Origin of the sequence: Cryobacterium sp. Y50 (assembly GCF_002929805.1) — a bacterium.
GTDB lineage: Bacteria > Actinomycetota > Actinomycetes > Actinomycetales > Microbacteriaceae > Cryobacterium.
Window position 1 is genome coordinate 1 of the sequence record NZ_PJJM01000070.1, and the last position, 18797, is coordinate 18797.

Here is an 18797-nt window from a genome sequence, read left to right on the forward strand (position 1 = left end):
GGGCAACAATCATGCCGGACCCGACAGGCCAACTCCCTCAGATACTCACACCATCCGAGGTTACAAACAAGGTAACGGGGAATGGGTGTTCCCCCGATAACGGGGCAGACGGTATTTTAGGCGGTGTGTTTGGAGCCCTCGTCGGAAGCGGTTGCTGCGGCGTTCCTGGCCAGCAGGTCGCGGATCTCGGTGAGTAGGTCGAGCTCGGTCGTGGGGTCGGCTACGACCTCGGATGGCACACCGGCGGCGCGACGACGGTCCTGGGCCTCCTTGAGCTTGTTCAGCGGAAGCACGATCAGAAAATAGACGACGGCGGCGATCAGCAGAAAGTTGATCAGGGCACCGATGACGGCGCCGAACAGAATTTTGTCGCCACCGGAGAGAGTCAATGGGAGCGCTTTAGCAAGCGAGTCCGCTTTGAAAATCGACGCAATGAGCGGGTTGAAGATGCTCGTGACGATCGACGTGACGAGGGCGATGAACGCCGTACCGATGACGACGGCGACGGCGAGGTCGATGACATTGCCGCGCATGATGAATTCTTTGAAACCGTTGATCACGGGGTGCTCCAATCGAATGACTTGGGAGACCGTCCTGGTCAGCGCCATGCTTTAAGACGCCTTAGCGGTCGGAACGGAGGTAGGTGCCGCGGACTTGGCGGATGTGCTGTCCGCTTTCTTTTCGGCGGGCTTGGTCGCCGAGGAGTCCGGCTTGCTCGCCGATGAATCGGACTTCTCGGCCGGCTTGCGGTCGAGATTTGGGTTGGACCGCTTCGCATCCGCTTTGGAGTCGTTGCTGTAGAAACCGGAGCCGCTGAAGGTCACGCCGATGGAGGAGAAGACCTTGCGCAGTTTGCCCTGGCAGGTCGGGCACACCGTGAGCGAGTGGTCGGTGAAGGCCTGCTGGATATCGAAGGCGGTGTCGCACTCGGTGCAACGGTAAGAGTAGGTAGGCACTGCATCTCCAGCTGGTTGTTCCGACAGGCAAATGCCTGCCAGAACTAAGGTTAGGCGCGCTGGCTGCCCGCCAGATGCAGAACGGGGTTCACGAGCGGTATTAAATGGTCAGAACGCGATGATGCGAGTCGGTGTGACGAGACCGTTGACCGGTTGGTCATGCACTTCTCGGGGAACCTCGTCGAGGTATTCGCTGTCGAAGACGACGGCGTAAACCGGCGGGCACTTTTCCATCGAGCCGAGGGTCTTGTCGAAGTAGCCGCGGCCCCAGCCCATGCGCAGGCCCGACTCGTCGATAGCCGCTGCCGGCACGATGATGAGGTCGACATCGTTGACGGCGATCGGGCCGAGTAGGGTTCCGACCGCTTCGGGGACCCCGGAAATGCCGGTGAATTCTTCTTCGCCGTCGCCGACGGTCCAGTCCAGCAGACCGTCTTCGCGAGAAATGGGAAACAGAATACGAATGCCCTCCGCCGTCGCCCAGTTAAGAAAGGGCCGGGTATCGGGTTCATTGCGCGCCGATAGGTAGCAGGAAATCGACCGGGCGGAGAGGTCGACCACGAGACTCTGCAGGTTTTCGGTGAAGCCGGCCGTAGCCGATTCACGCTCCGAGGAGGTCATGTTCTGGCGACGTTCGCGCAGCTCCGCTCTCAGCGCACGCTTTCGATGACCAATGTCGGAGTCCATATGATGCATCCTACTTGCCACTAACCTAGTGCCCATGGGTACCCCGATAACTAAAGCCGTCATTCCCGCAGCTGGGCTGGGAACACGATTTCTGCCAGCGACCAAGGCCATGCCGAAGGAGATGCTGCCCGTCGTCGACAAGCCGGCCATTCAGTATGTCGTTGAGGAAGCCGTTGCGGCCGGGCTCAGCGACGTGCTGATGGTCACCGGGCGCAACAAGAACGCGCTGGAGAACCACTTCGACCGCATGACCGAGCTTGAGGCCATGCTCGAACGTAAGGGCGACCAGACCCGGCTCGCCAAGGTTCGCGAATCCAACGAGCTCGCCGACATCCACTATGTGCGTCAGGGTGACCCGCGCGGCCTCGGCCACGCCGTTCTGCGCGCGCGCATGCATGTCGGCCACGAACCCTTCGCCGTGCTGCTTGGTGACGACATTATCGATGCCCGCGACCCGCTACTCACGCGCATGCTCGAGGAGCAGGTCAAGCGCAACGCCAGCATCGTCGCGCTGCTTGAGGTTGACCCGTCGCAGATTCACCTGTATGGTGCGGCCGCGGTCGAGTTGACCGACGACCCCGACGTCGTGCGCATCACCGGGCTGGTCGAAAAGCCCAGCCAGGAGGATGCTCCGTCCAACCTCGCCATTATTGGCCGCTATGTGTTGCGCCCAGAGGTGTTCGACATTCTCGAGCACACCGCGCCGGGCAAGGGCAACGAAATTCAACTGACCGATGCCCTGCAGGAAATGACTGTCAACCCCGAAAGCACCGGCGGCGTTTACGGCCTCATCTTTCGGGGGCGTCGTTACGACACCGGCGACCGGCTCGACTATATCAAGGCCATCGTGCAGCTTGCCGTCGATCGCGAAGACCTCGGGCCGGACCTCAAACCGTGGCTGCACGAATTCGTCGCCACGCTCGACTAACGCCGCACCAGTCCAAAATACAGCCCAGCCCCACCGGGGTTTTCAGCCCACGACAGACAGGCGAACCGTGCCGATCGCTATACCAACCCTGCGCGAGGGGGCCGTCACTCTGCGCCCCATCCGATTGCGCGATGCCCGGGCCCTCGAAGGCGAACTTTTGGCCAACCGTTCCTGGCTGCGTAAGTGGGAGGCGACCAACCCGTACGCGCCGATGTCTTTCGACACGCGCGCCAGCATTCGGAGTCTGTTGACACACTCGCGGTCGGGTAACGGCCTGCCGTTCATCGTCGAAAGCAACGGGCACCTGGCCGGTCAGCTGAACGTGTCGTCGATCACCTGGGGATCGCTGTCGTCGGCGACCATCGGCTACTGGGTGAGTGAGAAGTTCGCCGGCCAGTCGATCACGCCGATGGCCGTGGCCCTCGCGACGGACTACTGCTTCTATCAGCTCGGCCTGCATCGCATGGAGATCTGCATCCGCCCGGAGAACAAGGCGAGCCTGCGGGTCGTTGAGAAACTTGGCTTTCGCTATGAGGGATTGCGTCGCCGCTATATCCATATCAACGGTGACTGGCGTGACCACTTCTGCTTCGGTCTCGTCGCCGAGGAACTCACCCAGGGCGTATTGCGCCGCTGGTACGACGGGATGGTACCAGCGGATGCCGCCACGGTCACCGCGGCAGATCTCGAGTCGGCCGCGCATCCGGTGCGGGTCATAGTTAGATGATCGCGCCGATTCGCGCCGATTCGCCCCGTTCGGGGGCGGAATCAGTGTATTAACTTCGGTGACACGCCACCGGTAATCATCGGCTCTAGTGGCTGCGCCTCTTACCGTTGACAACATGAGTAATGAGGCATTGGGTGGCGGGGTGATGGTGGCGGTGGCCGCAGTGCTCTGGGTTGCCTACCTGATGCCCACCTGGTCGCGCCGCAAGCAGTACCAGGCGACCGAAAAAAACGCCGTACGGCTGCAGCAAACGTTGCGCATTCTAGCCGAAACCGCCGAGGTGCCGCACCAGGTGCGACTAGAAGCTACCGCCCGCACCGTGGCCGAGCAGCAACGCGTTCTGGCGCGGGCTGAGCAGACCGAACGGGCCGAAGCGCAGGCAGTGGCGGATGCTGCCCGGGACGTTCGCCGCGCCGCTGCGGCACTCGCTGCTGCCGCTGCGCCGCGCGCGTTGGAGCCGCCCGTTTCTAAGCTTCGGCGGCTGCGCCGTTTTCGTGGCCTGGTGTCGCTGGTTCTGCTGGCCGGATTCGTGCTGGTCGTGACGGGGATCGCTCCCGCCCTGACCGGCTCATTCACCGCCTTGGTCGGTGGCGGGGTTGTCATGGTGGCCGCGTTCGGTATTCTCGGCCGGCTCGCCACGGTCGCCCGCTCGGCGCGTGTGGTGCGTGTGGATGCCCCGGTAGTGTTGCCCGTTCTGGTCGGCCAGGTCTTTGAGCCCGTACAGCTCGAAGAGACCCCGATTGCCTCGGCGACCTGGACGCCGCAACCGGTGCCGCGAGCGATGCATCTCTCGCGCGGATCCATTGCGCAGTCGGCGATGGCATCCGTTGAAGCGGCCAATCAGTTGCGCAAGTCCGCCGCCGAGGCGGAGGTCGCGCGCCGCGCCGCCGCGCTCGCCGAGGAAGCAAACCGGGCCATCACGCCGATCGCCAGGCCCGCAGTGGCTGCGGTGCCGAGCCGATTCGCGTCGATGGGAATCGTCGGCGAAACAAGCCCGGGCATGACCGACCTCGACGCCGTGCTGCGTCGTCGCCGCGCTGTCTAATTGGTGGATCGCATGGGAAGCGGCGAAAATGGCGGCCGGCCCGTGATATTCTTCAAAGGCAGTTTGGGGCTATGGCGCAGTTGGTAGCGCGTCTCGTTCGCAATGAGAAGGTCAGGAGTTCGAATCTCCTTAGCTCCACTCATACTGTAAGAACAGCCCCGGCCTCGGTCGGGGCTGTTCTTATTCCCGGGTGCCTTCCCTCGCCTGGCTCGGGTGATGTCATCTTCGGCCCCTTCGTTTTCGTGAGAAGACGCATTTAACTCCTTGGGACGGACTCATGGGGCCGATCGTGTCGTCTCGCGTGGGGCGGAGCGTGGCCATGGGGCCGATTGCGTTGTCTCGCCCGGGGGCTAGTCGATCGGGGGCGCTGCAGGGTCTGGGTGATGCGGCTGGCCTCGTCGAGTAGCAGCTGGCCGAGGATCTTCTGCCGTTCGGGCTTGAATCGTGGCTCGATGCCGGTGAGCGAGAGTGCCCAGCCCGGGCGGCCGCTGCGGTCGAAGATCGCGGCACCCATGCCCCAGCTGCCCTCCAGGATGAGTCCTGGGTTGACCGCATAGCCCGTCACGCGGGTGCGTTCGAGGTTGGCGCGGATGCTCGCGGGGGAGTGCTGGGCGCCCCAGCGAGCCGCGAGGGTCTCGGTGTCGGCGGATCCTGTGTCGGCGAGGAGGGCATCCACTTCGGTCTCGGGCAGGTAGGCCAGAATCGCCATTCCAGCGGATGCCACCCCCAACGGAAAGCGCACCCCCTCGTGCAACACGAAGGAACGGATCGGAAAACTGCCCTCCTCGCGGAGCAGGCACACCGTCTCGGCGCCGCGCCGAATGGAGAGGAACGCGCTCTCCCCGGTCTCTTCGGCGAGGCGCTGCAGGCTCGGCCGGGCCAGTTCCTCGATCGGGTAGCGGGCCGTGGCGACGGTGCCCATGACGAACAGCTCGGGGCCGTAGTGCCAGGTGTGGCTCACGGCATCGTGGTCGAGCAGACCTTCGGCGGCGAGCGAAGTGAGCAGTCGGTGTACCGTGGGCCGGGTCAGGCCCGAGTCGCGCACGATCTCGGCCAGGGGAGTGCCGGCCGGATTGCGCCCGACCAGGCGCAACAGTAGGGCGATCCGTCCGACGACCTGTGCGCCCGGCACCGAGCGTGCGCTCTGAGGCAGCTGTGAGCCGTGTTCCGGGTGGGCGCCGCGAACCGAGGCGCCTGGGACTGATTGCCCGGCCGGTGCTGGTGACGCGCCGGTTCGCGTCGGCACTCCCGATGCGGGTGGCTGAGAAATCATTTCGCCTCCTGTGTCCATAATGTGGATGATTTACATTCGTCAGTTCATGGTATGGAATAAAGAAAAACCGAAGTTTGACAGGACTTGTCGGGCCTGAATAGTATGACGATAGCGGATGATGTCCACAAAGTGGACGCTGCGGCAGGCGTGATACCAACTCGATGAGGAGACCGTATGTCCAAGGTTCAGACCAGCGCGAGCGAGGCGCTGCACGACGTTCTGCGCGACGGGATGGTGCTCGCGGTAGGCGGCTTCGGCCTCAGCGGCATTCCGGCGGATCTCATTGACGCGGTACGGGCATCCGCTGTGAAAAATCTCACCGTCGTATCGAACAACATGGGTGTCGACGGTAAGGGGCTCGGGGTGCTGCTGGAGGCCGGACAGGTGCGCAAGGTCATCGCCTCCTATGTGGGGGAGAATAAGTTGTTCGCTGAGCAGTTTCTCGCGGGTGTGCTGGAAGTGGAGTTCAGTCCGCAGGGCACCCTGGCCGAGCGGTTGCGGGCCGGCGGCGCTGGCATTCCGGCGTTCTATACCAAGACCGGCGTCGGCACGCTCATCGCGGAAGGCAAGCCGCTCGCCGACTTCGATGGTGAGACCTACCTGCAGGAGCGCGGAATCGTCGCCGACGTCGCACTGGTCAAAGCCTGGCGCGCCGACACCCTGGGCAACCTCGAGTACCGCTTTACCGCGCGCAACTTCAACCCGGTCATCGCGACCGCCGGCATTATGACCATCGCCGAGGTCGAGGTGATCGTGCAGCCCGGCGACATCGATCCAAACCACGTGATCACCCCCGGCGTCTACGTGCAGCGCCTAATTCAGGCCTCAGCTCGGGTCAAAGACATCGAACAGCGCACCGTGCGCAGCCGGCCCATGCTGGCCGGTGTACAGGCAGGAGAGTGAATCATGGCGTGGACCAGAGATGAAATGGCCGCCATCGCGGCGCAGGAGCTAAGCGACGGCGACTACGTGAACCTCGGCATCGGCATTCCAACGCTCGTGGCCAACAACCTGCCCGAGGGAGTTCAGGTGACGCTGCAGAGCGAGAACGGGCTGCTCGGCATGGGGCCGTTCCCGTGGGAGGGTGAGGAAGACGCCGACCTCATCAACGCTGGCAAGCAGACCGTCACGGTGCTGCCGGGGGCGGCGATCTTCGATTCGGCGACCTCGTTCGGCATGATTCGCGGCGGGCACGTGAAGGTAGCCATCCTCGGTGCCATGCAGGTCTCGGGCCAGGGCGACCTCGCCAACTGGACCATCCCCGGCAAGATGGTCAAGGGCATGGGCGGCGCGATGGATCTCGTGGCCGGCACCCCGCGCGTGGTCGTGCTCACCGAGCACGTCGCCAAGGACGGCACCCCGAAGATCGTCACCGAGTGCACACTGCCGCTGACCGGCGTGCGCGTCGTCGACCGCATCATCAGCGACACGGCCGTCTTCGACGTGACGCCGACCGGCCTCGTGCTGCGGCAGCGCGCCCCTGGTGTGAGCCTGCAGGACATCGAGGACACGACCGAGGCCGCCTTTACGGTGGAGGAGCTGGCTCCGACGCAGTAGCGCGTGGAGCTGGCTCCGACCAGCTGTACGACCCCGACCAGCTGCGCGGCCGGATCTGGGGCTACGATTTCAATTCAGGGTCGAACATCGTCGACGTATATGTGGGCGATCTGCGTGGCAAATACGGTGCGAAACGCATCGAGACGGTACGCGGAACGGGCTACCGACTCGCTTGAGTCGGTAGCCCGTAAGTTGCCGCGTCTGGACTACTCGTGATCGCTGCCGTGGCCCGAGTCGTCGCTGTCCGAGTCGCCGCCGCCGTGGCCGCTGTTGTCGTCGCTGTCACTGTCGTCGCTGGCATTGTTGTCGTCCTGGCCGGAGTTGCTCCCGACGCGTCCGTCGCTGTCATCCGGGGCATCTGCGACATCGTCGGTACCATCGGAACCGATGCGTCCGTCGCTGTCATCGGGAGCGTCACTGACGGAATCGTCGACCACGTCATCGGTGCCGTTGCCGGAACCGATGCGTCCGTCGCTGTCATCGGGAGCGTCGTTCACGTCATCCACGCCGTTGCCGGAACCGAGGCGCAGGTCGCTGTCGTCGGGGGCTTTCGGAGAATCGGTGGCGCTGCTCGAACTTGGCGCGGTGCTGGAGGTGCTCGTGGGAGCCACGACGACCCGGTCGGTGTTCGCCTGGGCCGCGATCACGCCGACCGACATCAACCCGGCGAGGCCGATGGTTGCGAGGGCGATGGTGCGCTTCTTCGTCATCTGAAACATGGGGTTACCTTTCGTATGCGCCGAAACCGGCGGATAGATTGCGTGGCGTTTGTCCACGCCCTCACTCAACTGCGTTTAGCTAAGACCGGCGCGAGAGCCTCGTGAGAGCGCTCTCATGTTGAGCGGTGAATTATCGCTGCTGCCCAATCCACCTCTGCCGCCGCCATGATCGTCCACGACCACCGGGTCCGCTGCGGGAACGAGTTCCTGCGCGCTGAGGGCGGGCGCGGGGTCGATGGTACGCTCAGGATTCAGTGAGAGCGTTTGCTCTGAAGGCGTAGCACTCGAAGTGGATACTCCCCTCGGCTGCACCGACACGGCCGGTACCCTAATAGGTCGAACCGGCTGCTCGGCAGTGGCGCACGAATCGGTCAGCGCCGAGGCGAGGCCCACGCACAGAGAGGCTCCAGCTGCACCGGTGACGACCCACTTCAGTGGGCGTCCGAAAATTCTGTGCACGTACATGAGGCCTCCCGATCGATAAATCGTGCCCTCAGTCTGGGCCCATCGGGTAAGACGAACGCACGGTCTGCATGAGCCTTCTCTTAGATTCGGTGCCCGATTCTCGGGTTAGACCATGATCTTGTTGTGACAAATAGTAAATGTATGGCTGCGCGCAGAAGCTCACTCTGCATTTTTCCCGGTCAGCGTCTCCAGCTGCTGGAACGTCGCGGAGTGTGCAGATGAAACTCGGCTTCGCATCGCGAGATTTTTGCTGCCCTCATAACCTGTGGTGGCTTCGATGAAATCGCAGGAGTGGTGAGCGCGTGAGTGATCGCACCCGGCCGACCCGGGGGCATGGCACCGGAAGGCTATGGACGCAGCTCGCCACCACGACCGAGGGTGAGGATCTGCCCGATCATGGCCGATCCGTGTGGCCCCGCGAGGTAGCTGACGGCCGACGCGAGAGCGGCTGGAATTGCCGGATCGTCGTGTGCCTGAGCCGGGAGCGCAATCTCATTGACGATTATTCCATCAGGACCAAGATCGCGGGCCAGCGTCTTCATCAAAGCGATCAATCCGCCTTGCGCGGCGGCAGCAGCCGTGGCGTCGCGGCCTTGGGTCGCACTCCAGCCGGTCCCGACCAGCAGGATCCGGGTATCACCGGCGCGACGCAGCGCTGGGACAGCCGCGCGAATCACCGCGAACGGAACAAACATAGAGCTCCGCACAGCCTCGAACCACTCGGTCGGCGGGGTGTCGATAAATCGAGCGGATTTCGGTGACACTGCATCGCAAACCAGGATGTTGAGCGAACCTAACTCGACTTCCACTCGTTCTACCGACGCGAGAACTGTCCCGGGATCGACCGAAAGGATCGCGCCATCGATCAGATCACCGAGCACTGCGACGCGCACGCCGTCCGCCGTGAGCCGTGCCACTACGGCGCGGCTCTGCGCGCGATCGTTTAGTGCCACCAGAGCCGTTCTAGCCGATTCAACCGGTGCAATACTGCCCATCATTAGATTGTTGCTCCTGCGTTCGGTGACACGATTTGCCCGGCGAGGGACGGGCCGACCTCGAGGAGAAACTGCACGGCGGCGGCGATTTCATCCGGGCGAACGAGGCGCCCGGCGGGCAGTGTGGCCAAGAAACTCTCGGACCGCCACGGGGAGTCGGCGGCGAGCATGGGCGTATCCGCCGCCCCGGGCGCAACAGTGTTCACGGTCAACCCGCTGCCCTCGAGCTCAGTGGCAAGACTGCGGCTGAATCCGACAATGGCTCCCTTCGTCGCGGCGTAATGAGCATCACCCTGGCTGCCCCCCACGCCAAGGTCCGATGAAATGGTGACGATCGTGCCGGCACCCTGCGCGAGCATGAGCGGCATGATTGCGGCGCAGGCGTTGATGGTACCGCCGATATTGACGGCGAGCATACGGTTCCATCGTTCATCGGTGATCGACTCGATCGGCAGCTCTTCGTAGACGCCCGCGACGGTCACAAGTGCATCGATCGGGCCGAGTTCTGCCGCCGCGCGCTGCACGGCGGCGGCCACAGCCACGGTATCCGTCACGTCGGCTTGCAGGCTCAGATCGGTGTCCGACGTAAGTAAGTCGAGGCCGGCGACGGTCCATCCGTCACGGTGCAACGACTGACAGACGGCTGCCCCCAGCCCACTGGCCGCGCCCGTCACGATGGCTACCCTGCTCACCTAGTCCTCGCCTTCGAAGGGTCGCGCTGACAAATGTTCGTGAACACCCAACCAGGCACCCTCCCGGCGTTCCATGATGATCGATTCGCGTTCTTTGAGGTCGCGCACTGAGCCGTTTAGGATGAGCGTCGTGTCGACGTCATGGCTGAAGATGGCGGTGCTGCCGATAACTTGGATACGTCGACTCTCTGACTTGCAGTTCTGTACCTGGAAGCCTGAGTTTCGTTCCCAATCCGCCCAGATCGCTTCGTACGCTGCCCGGCTTTCGAGGCGCTGCGGCACTGTATAGAAGAGGAACGTTGCATCCGCTGCAAAGCCGGAAAAGTATGCTTCCCGCTTGTGTCGAGCGAAATTGTCGATGATGGCGTCAATGGCGATCAGTGCATCGATTTCCTCGTCACTCATGTGCGTGCCCGAGAGACCGCGACCTTAGCGGCGGTTGATGCATGGTCCGTCACTATGGGTTCGGGGTCGCCGGGCCGGCTGGGCACGATGCGCGCGCCGTTGGCGCCGAACACGAAGCGGGGTTCCGGAAAGAGCCACAACGCTCCGAGATAGAGCATCGCTGCCGCCACTACCGCGATGAGCAGGCTGAGGTCGATGCCTCCACCGGCGTCGATGAACGGGCCGACAATCACCGGCGGATAGTTGGCAAAGAGCAGACCGATCGTGGCAGCGCCGACCCAGGCCACCATTGCGCGCCAGTTGACACCGGCGTGAAACCAGTACACGCCGCCAACCTCGCCCTTATTGAAAACCTGCAGGTTTCGGGCATCGAAGTGACCGCGCCGCACGAAATAGCCGATTGTCATGATGACGATCCACGGCGTCGTCGTCACGATGATGGCACCGACGAAAGCGTTGACGGCTTCCAGCAGATCGAAGAAGAGTCGCCCGGTGAGAATAAAGATGAACGCGACAACACCGATGGCGATCGTTGCCTGCACCCGACTGAATCGTGGAAACACTGACGAGAAGTCGAGGCCGGTACCGTACAGCGAGGTGGTACCGGTCGACAGGCCCCCGATGAAGGCGACGAGCATGAGCAGCACCGAGTACCAGATCGGGCTGGCCTGAATCAAGGCAAACACGTAGTCGCCTTGACCGGCGACGATCGTGGCCGTCGCAACTCCGAACAGGAACGGAATCAGGGTCAACAGTTGCCCGAGGAAGGTGGCGAGGAAGAGCTTGCGCGGCGGTGTGCTTCTGGGAATATACCGCGACCAGTCCCCGAGGAATGCGCCGAACGAAATGGGGTTGGCCATAACGATGAGCGCGGAGGCGACGAATGTCGGCCAGAATCCGCCGAGCGCAAAAGCCGATGGGCCGGGGTTGTACCCAGCATCGAATGTTCCCGAAAAGGCGACGATGGCCAGCAGAATGAGCGCCGTGTTCGCGATGACTGCGGTCTTGTTGACCAGGAGCATGAACTGAAATCCGTACACGACCACGATGATGACGATGATGCCGATCACGCCATACACGATCGTGCGCAGACCGATCGAGTCGGTGGCGTCGGCGAGCCGCGTGAGCGCGCCGACTAGGGCGTCCCCGCTGATCCAGACGGAGATCGAGTAGAACGCGATCGCGGTCAGCAGCGAGAGAAAGGATCCGACCACGCGACCGCGCACGCCGAAGAATGCTCCGGACGAGACGGCATTGTTGGTGCCGGTTTTCGGCCCGAACAGTCCCATTGGCATGAGAAAGAGTGCGCCGACCAGCACGCCGGCGACGGTAGCGAGCACCCCTTGCCAGAATGACAGACCCAAAACAATAGGAAAGGTACCCAGCAGAACGGTGGCGAAGGTATTGGCCCCGCCAAACTGGATGCGCAACAGATCGACCCAGGTAGAGGTACGATCGGCGTCGGGGATGATGTCGATCCCGTGTTGTTCGACCTCGGTGACTTTGGGCCGAGCGTTCAAGGTGACCGCTCCGGTGCCGGGGGCAACGTCGTTGTTGTTCATGGTTACTGCCTTCGGTTTCACTCGCGTATTGGGGCGGGCCTGAAAACAAGCTGAGGTCGAGACTAGCGTCGCACTTAACCAATGTGCAATAGTTTTTGACTATGAGGATAAAAAAGGTTGTTGATCTGTCGCTCGTCGTGAATGCCACCACCCAGACTTACCCTGGAGATCCCCAGCCGCGTTTTGAGGTGCACAGCACGATTGAACGCGACGGATTCAACCTCTTGAGCGTGAGCATGGGATCGCAGACCGGCACCCACGTCGACGCCCCGTACCACTTCGATGAGTCGGCCCCAAAAATTGATGAACTGCCGCTCGATCGGTTCGTCGGTCGCGCGGTGATTGTGAATGCGCGCGACCTCGGCCCGCGCGGCCGGATCACGTGGGAACATGTGACGCCGGTGGCCGACAAGCTCGAACCGGGGGTCATCGTGCTGCTGCACACCGGCTGGAGCGCGCACTACGGTACCGACCTCTACTTTGACAACCCGTTTCTCGATGCGGATGCTTGCCGCCGCATGATCGCCCTCGGGGTGCGCACCTTCGGTATCGACGCAATCAACATTGATGAGACGCCCGATGCAGATCACCCCGAGGAGGGGTTCCCGGTGCACCATATCATTGCCGATGTCACCGGTGTGATTGCTGAAAACCTCACCAATCTCGCCGCGATCGATTTTGATGACGCTCTCGTGTCGCTTCTGCCGATAGCCTTTGAGGCAGCTGATGGCGCACCGGTTCGTGCGGTTGCGCTGCAGCTCGAGGTCTAGGACTAAAAGTGGGTCGACAGGTTCCGATCGGGTTGCGCTTGCGCGCTGCCCGATTGCGCAATGGCATGACCTTGGAGGCCGTGGCCACGATTGCCGGCATTAGCCAAGGATTCGTTAGCAAGCTCGAGCGCGACCAGGTGTCGCCTTCCGTCGCCACGTTAGTGGCGATTTGCGATGCCGTCGGGTTGCGAGTGGGGGAGCTGTTCGAATCTCCCCCAGCGCAGATCGTTCGTGCCGGCCAGGGATCACCAATCAATTTCGGTGGTCGTGGGGCGTCCGAATTCTTGGTGACCCCGGGCACACAAAGCCAGCTTCAGGTCATTCAGTCCGTTATCGAGCCTGGCGGTTCGGCCGGGAATGACCTGTACGTGCTGGATTGTGACGTCGAATTCGTCTTCGTGGTGAGTGGATCGTTGACGCTGACGATTGGCGAGGAGAATTTTCTGCTCAACCCCCGCGATGCCATGACCTTTCGTGGTCGCGACCCGCATACTTGGCGGAACACCTCGAGCACCGAGGAATGCGCGGTGCTCTGGGTAATGACCCCCGCGCCATAGAACCGACGCTGTCCGGCCCATACGTTGTGCCGTCTGACGCACTGCAATCCGCGACAGACGTAAACCTCGCTCCGTCGTGCCGGACTTGACATTGCACGGTGCTAGCGCCCACCATGGCCACAAGGAAATATTACCAATAGTCATTTTTTTTTTCTTATTGGTCACTCAATGTCGAGATGAAGGATTTTCAATGCAGCCACACACCCCTCCCACGCGCGTGATCGCTTTGCTCACCGGACTAATCACATCCGGTCTTCTGCTGAGCGGATGCGCAGCTCCGAGCGACGATTCCGCGGTGGCCGCGGATGCCGCATCCGCCATTGACACGCTGAAAGCGGATGCGACCTTGGCCGCGGCTCTGCCGGCCGATCTGCGGAACGCCGGCATCGTGCATGTCGCATCGGGTGTTTCCTTTCCGCCGATGGAGTTCTTCGATGCTGACGGCACCACGGTGGTCGGCTTCGACGCGGACCTTGGCGCTGCCCTCGGTCAGGTCCTTGATGTGGACTTCAAGTTTGAAAACGTCAACTTCGACGGCATCGTCGGCGGGATCGCGGCCGGTCGCTACGACCTTTCCCTCACCGGAATCCTCGATACTCCCTCACGTCAGGCCGAGGTCGACTTCGTCGACTACCTTCAGTCCGGAGTATCGATTCTCGTCGCGAGCGGCAACGCCGTCGAGATCAACGGTCCGGAGGACCTCTGCGGCCACAGCGCCTCCGTGGAGAAGGGCGCGACTGGCGACTTAACGATTGATTCGTTACAGGCCGCATGTGCGGACGCGGGCAAAGCTGCGATTGAAAAGCTTCCCTTCCCCGATCAGGCCAGTGCCGTGCAGGCTGTTTCCAGCGGCCGGGCCGACGCATCCGTTGCTCTCGACGTGACCCTCGCCTACACGGTCCAGACCTCAAACGACGCTTTCGAACTCGCTGGCGACCCGTTCAATACGCTCCCCGTTGGCATCGTCGTTCCCAAGGACAATCCCGAGCTTCGTGATGCCGTGCAGGGCGCCCGGCTCAACGTGATTGAGTCCGGCGTGTACGACCAGATCCTGGCTAAGTGGGGACTGGAGAAGCAGGCGCTCACTGGCGCTCCGATCAACTCCGGCGTGGAGTAATGACGGTCCCGTCAACGTCGAACCGCACGACGGCGAACGAGCAGCCGGTAGACGGTGGACGGATCCGTCCGGTTCGGCATCCAGGCCAGTGGATCGGCGTTGCAGGAATCCTGGTTTCGGCCGCTCTGTTTGTGCAGTTCCTGGTGACGAATGAGAAGCTGCGCTTGGACCTCGTAGCGGGGTACTTGTTTGAGCGCTCGGTCATGCGCGGGCTGGTTCTCACCCTGGAGCTGACCGTCGTAGCGATGATTCTGGGCATCGTGCTCGGCACGGTCCTAGCCATCATGCGACTGTCGGGAAATCGAGTGCTCAGTTTCGTGGCGTCGGGCTATATCTGGTTCTTTCGCGGAACACCGATCCTGGTGCAATTATTGTTCTGGTTCTTCCTCGGGTCGATCCTGCCGGTGATCAATCTCGGGATCCCGTTCGGGCCGACTTTCGTCGAAATCCCGACCAATGTGCTCATCAGCCAGTTCACGGCCGCGATCCTGGGGTTGGGGCTCAATGAGGCCGCCTACATGGCAGAAATCATTCGGGCTGGCATAAAATCTGTTGATCCGGGTCAGAGCGAAGCTGCTGAGGCCGTGGGGATGAGTCGTATGCTGGCCTACCGCCGGATTATTCTGCCGCAGGCGTCGCGGGTCGTGCTCCCTCCAATCGCCAACAACACAATTTCCATGCTCAAACTGAGTTCACTGGTGATCGTTGTCGGCCTGCCCGAACTACTCACTGCGGTGCAGTTGATCTACTCCCGCAACTTTCAGCAGATTCCGCTTCTGATCGTCGCAAGTATCTGGTACTTGTTGCTGACCACGATCCTCACCATCATCCAGGTGCGCATCGAACGACGCCTCGACCGGTCTGTCACCGGGCCACGGCCCGTCATTCGCGCCGCCGAACGACAGGGGACACCCTCATGACTGAACCGTTGGTGCGTGCCGTCAACGTGCGCAAGAGCTTCGGAGACCTCGAGGTACTGCGCGGTATAAACCTGGAAATTGATCGGGGCGAGGTGGTCTGTGTACTTGGGCCGTCTGGGTCCGGCAAGTCCACCTTCTTGCGGTGCATCAACCATCTCGACCGTATCGATAAGGGAGAGATCTGGGTTGACGGGCACCTGATCGGGTATCGGCGAGCCCACGGCCATACCTATGAACTGCGACCACACGAAATCGCCGCTCAGCGGCGCGGCATCGGAATGGTGTTTCAAAAGTTCAACTTGTTTCCGCATCGCACCGCTCTGGAGAACATTACGGAAGCGCCAATCTTTGTGAAACGTCAAAGCAAGGCGGCTGCCGAAGCGCGGGCCCACGAACTCCTTGAGCGGGTCAACCTCGGCGACCGCGCTGATTTCTATCCGGCGCAACTCTCTGGCGGACAGCAACAACGAGTGGCCATCGCTCGGGCACTCGCACTCGACCCAACGCTGATGCTCTTCGACGAACCCACATCGGCGCTTGACCCCGAGCTCGTCGGCGAGGTGCTCGACACCATGAAAGACCTCGCCAGTGACGGGATGACGATGATCGTCGTCACCCACGAAGTCGGTTTTGCTCGCGAAGTTGCTGACCGCGTGGTGTTCATGGACGGCGGCGTTGTGGTCGAACAAGGGCCGCCCCGACAGGTCCTCGACGACCCGCAGCATCCGCGCACTCGCGGGTTTCTCGCCAAAGTAATCTGACCGTTCGCTCCCGTTCAGGGACCCTGTCTAAGGAACCTAATGCCCCAGTCACCCCAGCCCGTCGGCCCGTCGGACGCCAGTCTGTCGCCGCGCTTTGCCGGCATCGCTACCTTTGCGCGTTTGCCGCGCCTCGAAGACGTCGGCCACGCCGACATCGTCGTGGTCGGCGTGCCGTTCGATAGTGGAGTCAGTTACCGGCCCGGCGCCCGATTCGGCCCAGCCCATGTTCGCGAGGCGAGCCGGTTGTTGCGTCCCTACAATCCGGTGCAAGACGTCGAGCCATTCAACGCTCAGCAAGTCGTCGATGCTGGAGATATCGTGGCGAACCCGTTTAATATCGATGAGGCCATCACGCAAATTGAGGTCGCGGCTAAGCATCTCGGCCAGGACGGCACACGACTGGTCACCATTGGCGGCGACCATACGATTGCCCTGCCCCTGCTTCGTGCCGTCGCCGCACAGCACGGTCCGGTCGCAGTGCTGCACTTCGACGCGCACCTGGATACTTGGGATACCTACTTCGGCGCCCCGATTACCCATGGCACTCCGTTCCGGCGCGCTTCCGAGGAAGGACTCATCGATCTCACAGCGAGCCTCCATATCGGTATCCGTGGCCCGCTTTACAGCAGCGACGACTTGACCGATGACGCCCGCCTTGGGTTCGCAATTATCGCGGGGCATGAACTTGAAACAGAGGGAGTCACCCGAGTTATCGAGCGGATGCTGGCCCGTCTCGGCGATCGGCCGGTCTACGTCTCGGTCGACATCGATGTTCTCGATCCGGCACACGCACCAGGCACCGGAACCCCCGAGGCCGGCGGGCTCACCAGCCGCGAGCTGCTCGCCATCATTCGCGCTCTCCGATCGGTCAATGTGGTCGGCGCCGACGTCGTCGAAGTCGCGCCAGCCTACGATCACGCCCAGATTACTGCGGTCGCGGCTTCGCACGTGGCCTACGAGCTCATCTCCGCCATGACCCGCCGGGTGGCCCGAACATGACAGTTATTCGCAACGGCGGGGCAGCCGTTGTCGAAGCCCTCGTGCGTGAGGGCGTCGAGGTCGTATTCGGTATCCCGGGAACTCACAATCTCGAGATTTATCGGGCTCTCGCCGGATCGGGCATCCGTCATGTCACTCCGCGGCACGAGCAGGGTGCGGGATACGCCGCCGACGGGTATGCCCGAGTCTCCGGGCGTCCAGGCGTAGTGATCACGACGAGCGGACCCGGTCTGACCAATGTCACAACGGCCGCAGCCACCGCCTACGCAGACTCCGTTCCGCTGTTGGTGATCTCACCCGGCATCCCGCGTGGCCTTGAAGGCAAGAACGTCGGCTGGCTGCACGAAGTGAAAGACCAACAGGGTCACCTTGACGCTCTGCTCGAACGAAGTGTGCGGGTGAGCGAGATCGATGAGATCGGGCCGGCCATTGTCGAGATCTTCGACCGTTGGAGGGTGGGCCGGCCACGGCCAGTGCACCTAGAAATTCCGCTAGACCTCCTGGAGGGGGCTTGGGCGCTAGGTGGGAACGAGCCGCCTGGGGTGCAACGCGAGATGGAGCACCCGTCTGCCGAGTCGTTGGCTGCCGCTGCGCGCCTGCTCGGCACGGCCTGTCGGGTCAGTATTCTCGCTGGCGGAGGTGCCTGCCGAGCCGATGTTGAGGTGCTCCGGCTGGCCGAACTGCTGGATGCTCCGGTCGTCACGACGGTGCATGGCAAGGGAGTCATCCCGGAGAACCACCCGCTGTCGCTCGGCGCCTCGGCACGACTCGCTCCCGCGCAGGACCTACTGAATGACTCCGACGTACTCCTAATCGTCGGATCGGAACTCGGCGATTCTGACCTGTGGGGCGGCACGATCGCGCCCTCCGGTGCGGTCATTCGAATCGACATCGATCCTGGGCAGCTCGACAAGAACCTGGCCGCGACCATTGGGCTCGAGGGTGACGCCGGGGCGATCCTGTCAGAGCTGACGGCGCTGGTGGCGGATTCTCACGGATCCAACGGACAGGCGCGCGCCGACGCCGCGCGGACTAAGGTCGAGGTTGCCGCACTCGTCGACGGCGCGCCGTGGCGCGAAGTGCAGCAATTGCTTCGCGCGGCACTGCCCGAGACGACGATTGTCGCTGGAGATAGCGCGCAGGTGTCTTACTACGGCACCGTGCACTTCTGGCCGATGGACGAGCCGAATCAGTTTCTGTACCCGACCGGTTACGCGACTCTCGGTTATGGGCTGCCCGCGGCCATCGGCGCCAAACTGGCCGCGCCGGAGCGCCCGGTCATCGTGCTGGTCGGCGACGGTGGGTTTCAGTTCACCGGGATGGAACTCGTCACGGCTGCGGAACAGGGCCTTGGCCTTCCGGTCATTATTATGAACAACTCAGGCTTCGCCGAGATTCGCGACCAGGAGATCGAGCGCGGAATCGACCTGATCGGTGTGGATATTTCCGGACCGGACTTTCCCGCTCTCGGTGTGGCGTGCAATGGCTACGGGGTGCGGCTGAACGGCCTCGATGGGTTGGCCGAGGCGGTGGCTCGGGCGCTCGCCGCCGATCGTCCGACCGTCATCGAAGTGGTCCTGCAGCCGTCGCCATCGGCTGAACTAATACGAAAAAATTCTGATTAGCACCTTTAATGTTCCGCTCCGTAAGTTCATTGATGAA

General features: G+C 62.5%; 22 protein-coding genes and 1 tRNA gene. 14 read left to right on the forward strand and 9 right to left on the reverse strand.

The genetic code is table 11. The features are described from left to right. Positions 1-116 precede the first annotated feature (116 nt). The 3 genes from mscL to CXY73_RS03800 form a co-directional block, all read right to left on the reverse strand. The gene (gene mscL / locus CXY73_RS03790; protein ID WP_104176889.1) at positions 117-560 is read right to left on the reverse strand and encodes a large conductance mechanosensitive channel protein MscL; all 444 of its coding nucleotides are present in this window, start codon (positions 558-560) and stop codon (positions 117-119) included. A gap of 51 nt (positions 561-611) precedes the next feature. Beyond that, on the reverse strand, positions 612-956 hold the full coding sequence (locus CXY73_RS03795) for an FmdB family zinc ribbon protein (protein ID WP_104176890.1): 345 nt from the start codon (positions 954-956) through the stop codon (positions 612-614). A 108-nt stretch (positions 957-1064) separates the two neighbouring features. Continuing rightward, entirely contained in the window at positions 1065-1643 is a 579-nt protein-coding gene (locus CXY73_RS03800) for a 5-formyltetrahydrofolate cyclo-ligase (RefSeq protein ID WP_104134487.1), read from the reverse strand. 34 nt (positions 1644-1677) lie between these two features. On the opposite strand from CXY73_RS03800, the gene galU reads away from it, so the two are divergent. From galU to CXY73_RS03820, 4 genes are all read left to right on the forward strand, one after another. Beyond that, positions 1678-2571, forward strand: coding sequence for a UTP--glucose-1-phosphate uridylyltransferase GalU (gene galU, locus CXY73_RS03805; protein ID WP_104134486.1), 894 nt, complete (start codon positions 1678-1680; stop codon positions 2569-2571). Positions 2572-2638: 67 nt separating this feature from the next. Further along, entirely contained in the window at positions 2639-3298 is a 660-nt protein-coding gene (locus CXY73_RS03810; protein WP_104134485.1) for a GNAT family N-acetyltransferase, read from the forward strand. Positions 3299-3413: 115 nt separating this feature from the next. After that, on the forward strand, positions 3414-4343 hold the full coding sequence (locus CXY73_RS22585; RefSeq protein ID WP_104134484.1) for a hypothetical protein: 930 nt from the start codon (positions 3414-3416) through the stop codon (positions 4341-4343). A gap of 65 nt (positions 4344-4408) precedes the next feature. Then, positions 4409-4481: transfer RNA gene (locus CXY73_RS03820), tRNA-Ala, on the forward strand. A gap of 118 nt (positions 4482-4599) precedes the next feature. On the opposite strand, the gene CXY73_RS03825 is transcribed toward CXY73_RS03820, so the two are convergent. Continuing rightward, positions 4600-5616: an IclR family transcriptional regulator gene (locus CXY73_RS03825; protein WP_104176891.1), complete on the reverse strand. Its 1017-nt coding sequence runs from the start codon at positions 5614-5616 to the stop codon at positions 4600-4602. A 174-nt stretch (positions 5617-5790) separates the two neighbouring features. On the opposite strand from CXY73_RS03825, the gene CXY73_RS03830 reads away from it, so the two are divergent. The 3 genes from CXY73_RS03830 to CXY73_RS03840 are packed head-to-tail and all read left to right on the forward strand — an operon-like array spanning position 5791 to position 7349. Further along, positions 5791-6519, forward strand: coding sequence for a CoA transferase subunit A (locus tag CXY73_RS03830; RefSeq protein WP_104176892.1), 729 nt, complete (start codon positions 5791-5793; stop codon positions 6517-6519). 3 nt (positions 6520-6522) lie between these two features. Continuing rightward, positions 6523-7173, forward strand: a complete 651-nt coding sequence (locus CXY73_RS03835) for a CoA transferase subunit B (protein ID WP_104134481.1) — start codon at positions 6523-6525, stop codon at positions 7171-7173. A 23-nt stretch (positions 7174-7196) separates the two neighbouring features. Further along, the gene (locus CXY73_RS03840; RefSeq protein WP_104134511.1) at positions 7197-7349 is read left to right on the forward strand and encodes a helix-turn-helix domain-containing protein; all 153 of its coding nucleotides are present in this window, start codon (positions 7197-7199) and stop codon (positions 7347-7349) included. Between the two features lie 30 nt (positions 7350-7379). Here CXY73_RS03840 and CXY73_RS21820 read toward each other — a convergent pair whose 3' ends face one another. The 5 genes from CXY73_RS21820 to CXY73_RS03865 form a co-directional block, all read right to left on the reverse strand. Then, a complete protein-coding gene (locus CXY73_RS21820; RefSeq protein ID WP_158254018.1) occupies positions 7380-7892 on the reverse strand; it encodes a hypothetical protein in 513 nt (170 codons plus the stop codon). A gap of 812 nt (positions 7893-8704) precedes the next feature. Beyond that, positions 8705-9310: an SDR family oxidoreductase gene (locus tag CXY73_RS03850; protein ID WP_158252930.1), complete on the reverse strand. Its 606-nt coding sequence runs from the start codon at positions 9308-9310 to the stop codon at positions 8705-8707. 44 nt (positions 9311-9354) lie between these two features. Then, the gene (locus CXY73_RS03855; RefSeq protein ID WP_104176893.1) at positions 9355-10044 is read right to left on the reverse strand and encodes an SDR family NAD(P)-dependent oxidoreductase; all 690 of its coding nucleotides are present in this window, start codon (positions 10042-10044) and stop codon (positions 9355-9357) included. Then, positions 10045-10449 (reverse strand): nuclear transport factor 2 family protein, encoded by a 405-nt coding sequence (locus tag CXY73_RS03860; RefSeq protein WP_104133908.1) that lies wholly within the window; start codon positions 10447-10449, stop codon positions 10045-10047. Then, positions 10446-12011: a cytosine permease gene (locus CXY73_RS03865; protein WP_104176894.1), complete on the reverse strand. Its 1566-nt coding sequence runs from the start codon at positions 12009-12011 to the stop codon at positions 10446-10448. The genes CXY73_RS03860 and CXY73_RS03865 overlap by 4 nt, the downstream gene beginning before the upstream one ends. A 101-nt stretch (positions 12012-12112) precedes the next feature. On the opposite strand from CXY73_RS03865, the gene CXY73_RS03870 reads away from it, so the two are divergent. From CXY73_RS03870 to CXY73_RS03900, 7 genes are all read left to right on the forward strand, one after another. Continuing rightward, positions 12113-12781 carry a cyclase family protein gene (locus tag CXY73_RS03870; protein ID WP_104176895.1) on the forward strand — a complete coding sequence of 223 codons (669 nt, stop codon included), beginning with the start codon at positions 12113-12115 and terminating at the stop codon, positions 12779-12781. A gap of 8 nt (positions 12782-12789) precedes the next feature. Continuing rightward, positions 12790-13338, forward strand: a complete 549-nt coding sequence (locus CXY73_RS03875; RefSeq protein WP_199184140.1) for a helix-turn-helix domain-containing protein — start codon at positions 12790-12792, stop codon at positions 13336-13338. A 190-nt stretch (positions 13339-13528) separates the two neighbouring features. Further along, positions 13529-14455, forward strand: coding sequence for an ABC transporter substrate-binding protein (locus tag CXY73_RS03880; protein WP_104176896.1), 927 nt, complete (start codon positions 13529-13531; stop codon positions 14453-14455). Then, complete coding sequence (locus CXY73_RS03885; RefSeq protein WP_104133912.1) at positions 14455-15375, forward strand: amino acid ABC transporter permease; 921 nt, start codon at positions 14455-14457, stop codon at positions 15373-15375. The genes CXY73_RS03880 and CXY73_RS03885 overlap by 1 nt, the downstream gene beginning before the upstream one ends. Beyond that, positions 15372-16136 (forward strand): amino acid ABC transporter ATP-binding protein, encoded by a 765-nt coding sequence (locus CXY73_RS03890; RefSeq protein ID WP_104133913.1) that lies wholly within the window; start codon positions 15372-15374, stop codon positions 16134-16136. Before CXY73_RS03885 ends, CXY73_RS03890 begins: the two co-directional genes overlap by 4 nt. Positions 16137-16175: 39 nt before the next feature. Next, a complete protein-coding gene (gene speB / locus CXY73_RS03895) occupies positions 16176-17135 on the forward strand; it encodes an agmatinase (protein WP_104133914.1) in 960 nt (319 codons plus the stop codon). Continuing rightward, on the forward strand, positions 17132-18760 hold the full coding sequence (locus tag CXY73_RS03900; RefSeq protein WP_104176897.1) for a 5-guanidino-2-oxopentanoate decarboxylase: 1629 nt from the start codon (positions 17132-17134) through the stop codon (positions 18758-18760). The genes speB and CXY73_RS03900 overlap by 4 nt, the downstream gene beginning before the upstream one ends. The last annotated feature ends 37 nt before the right edge of the window (positions 18761-18797 follow it).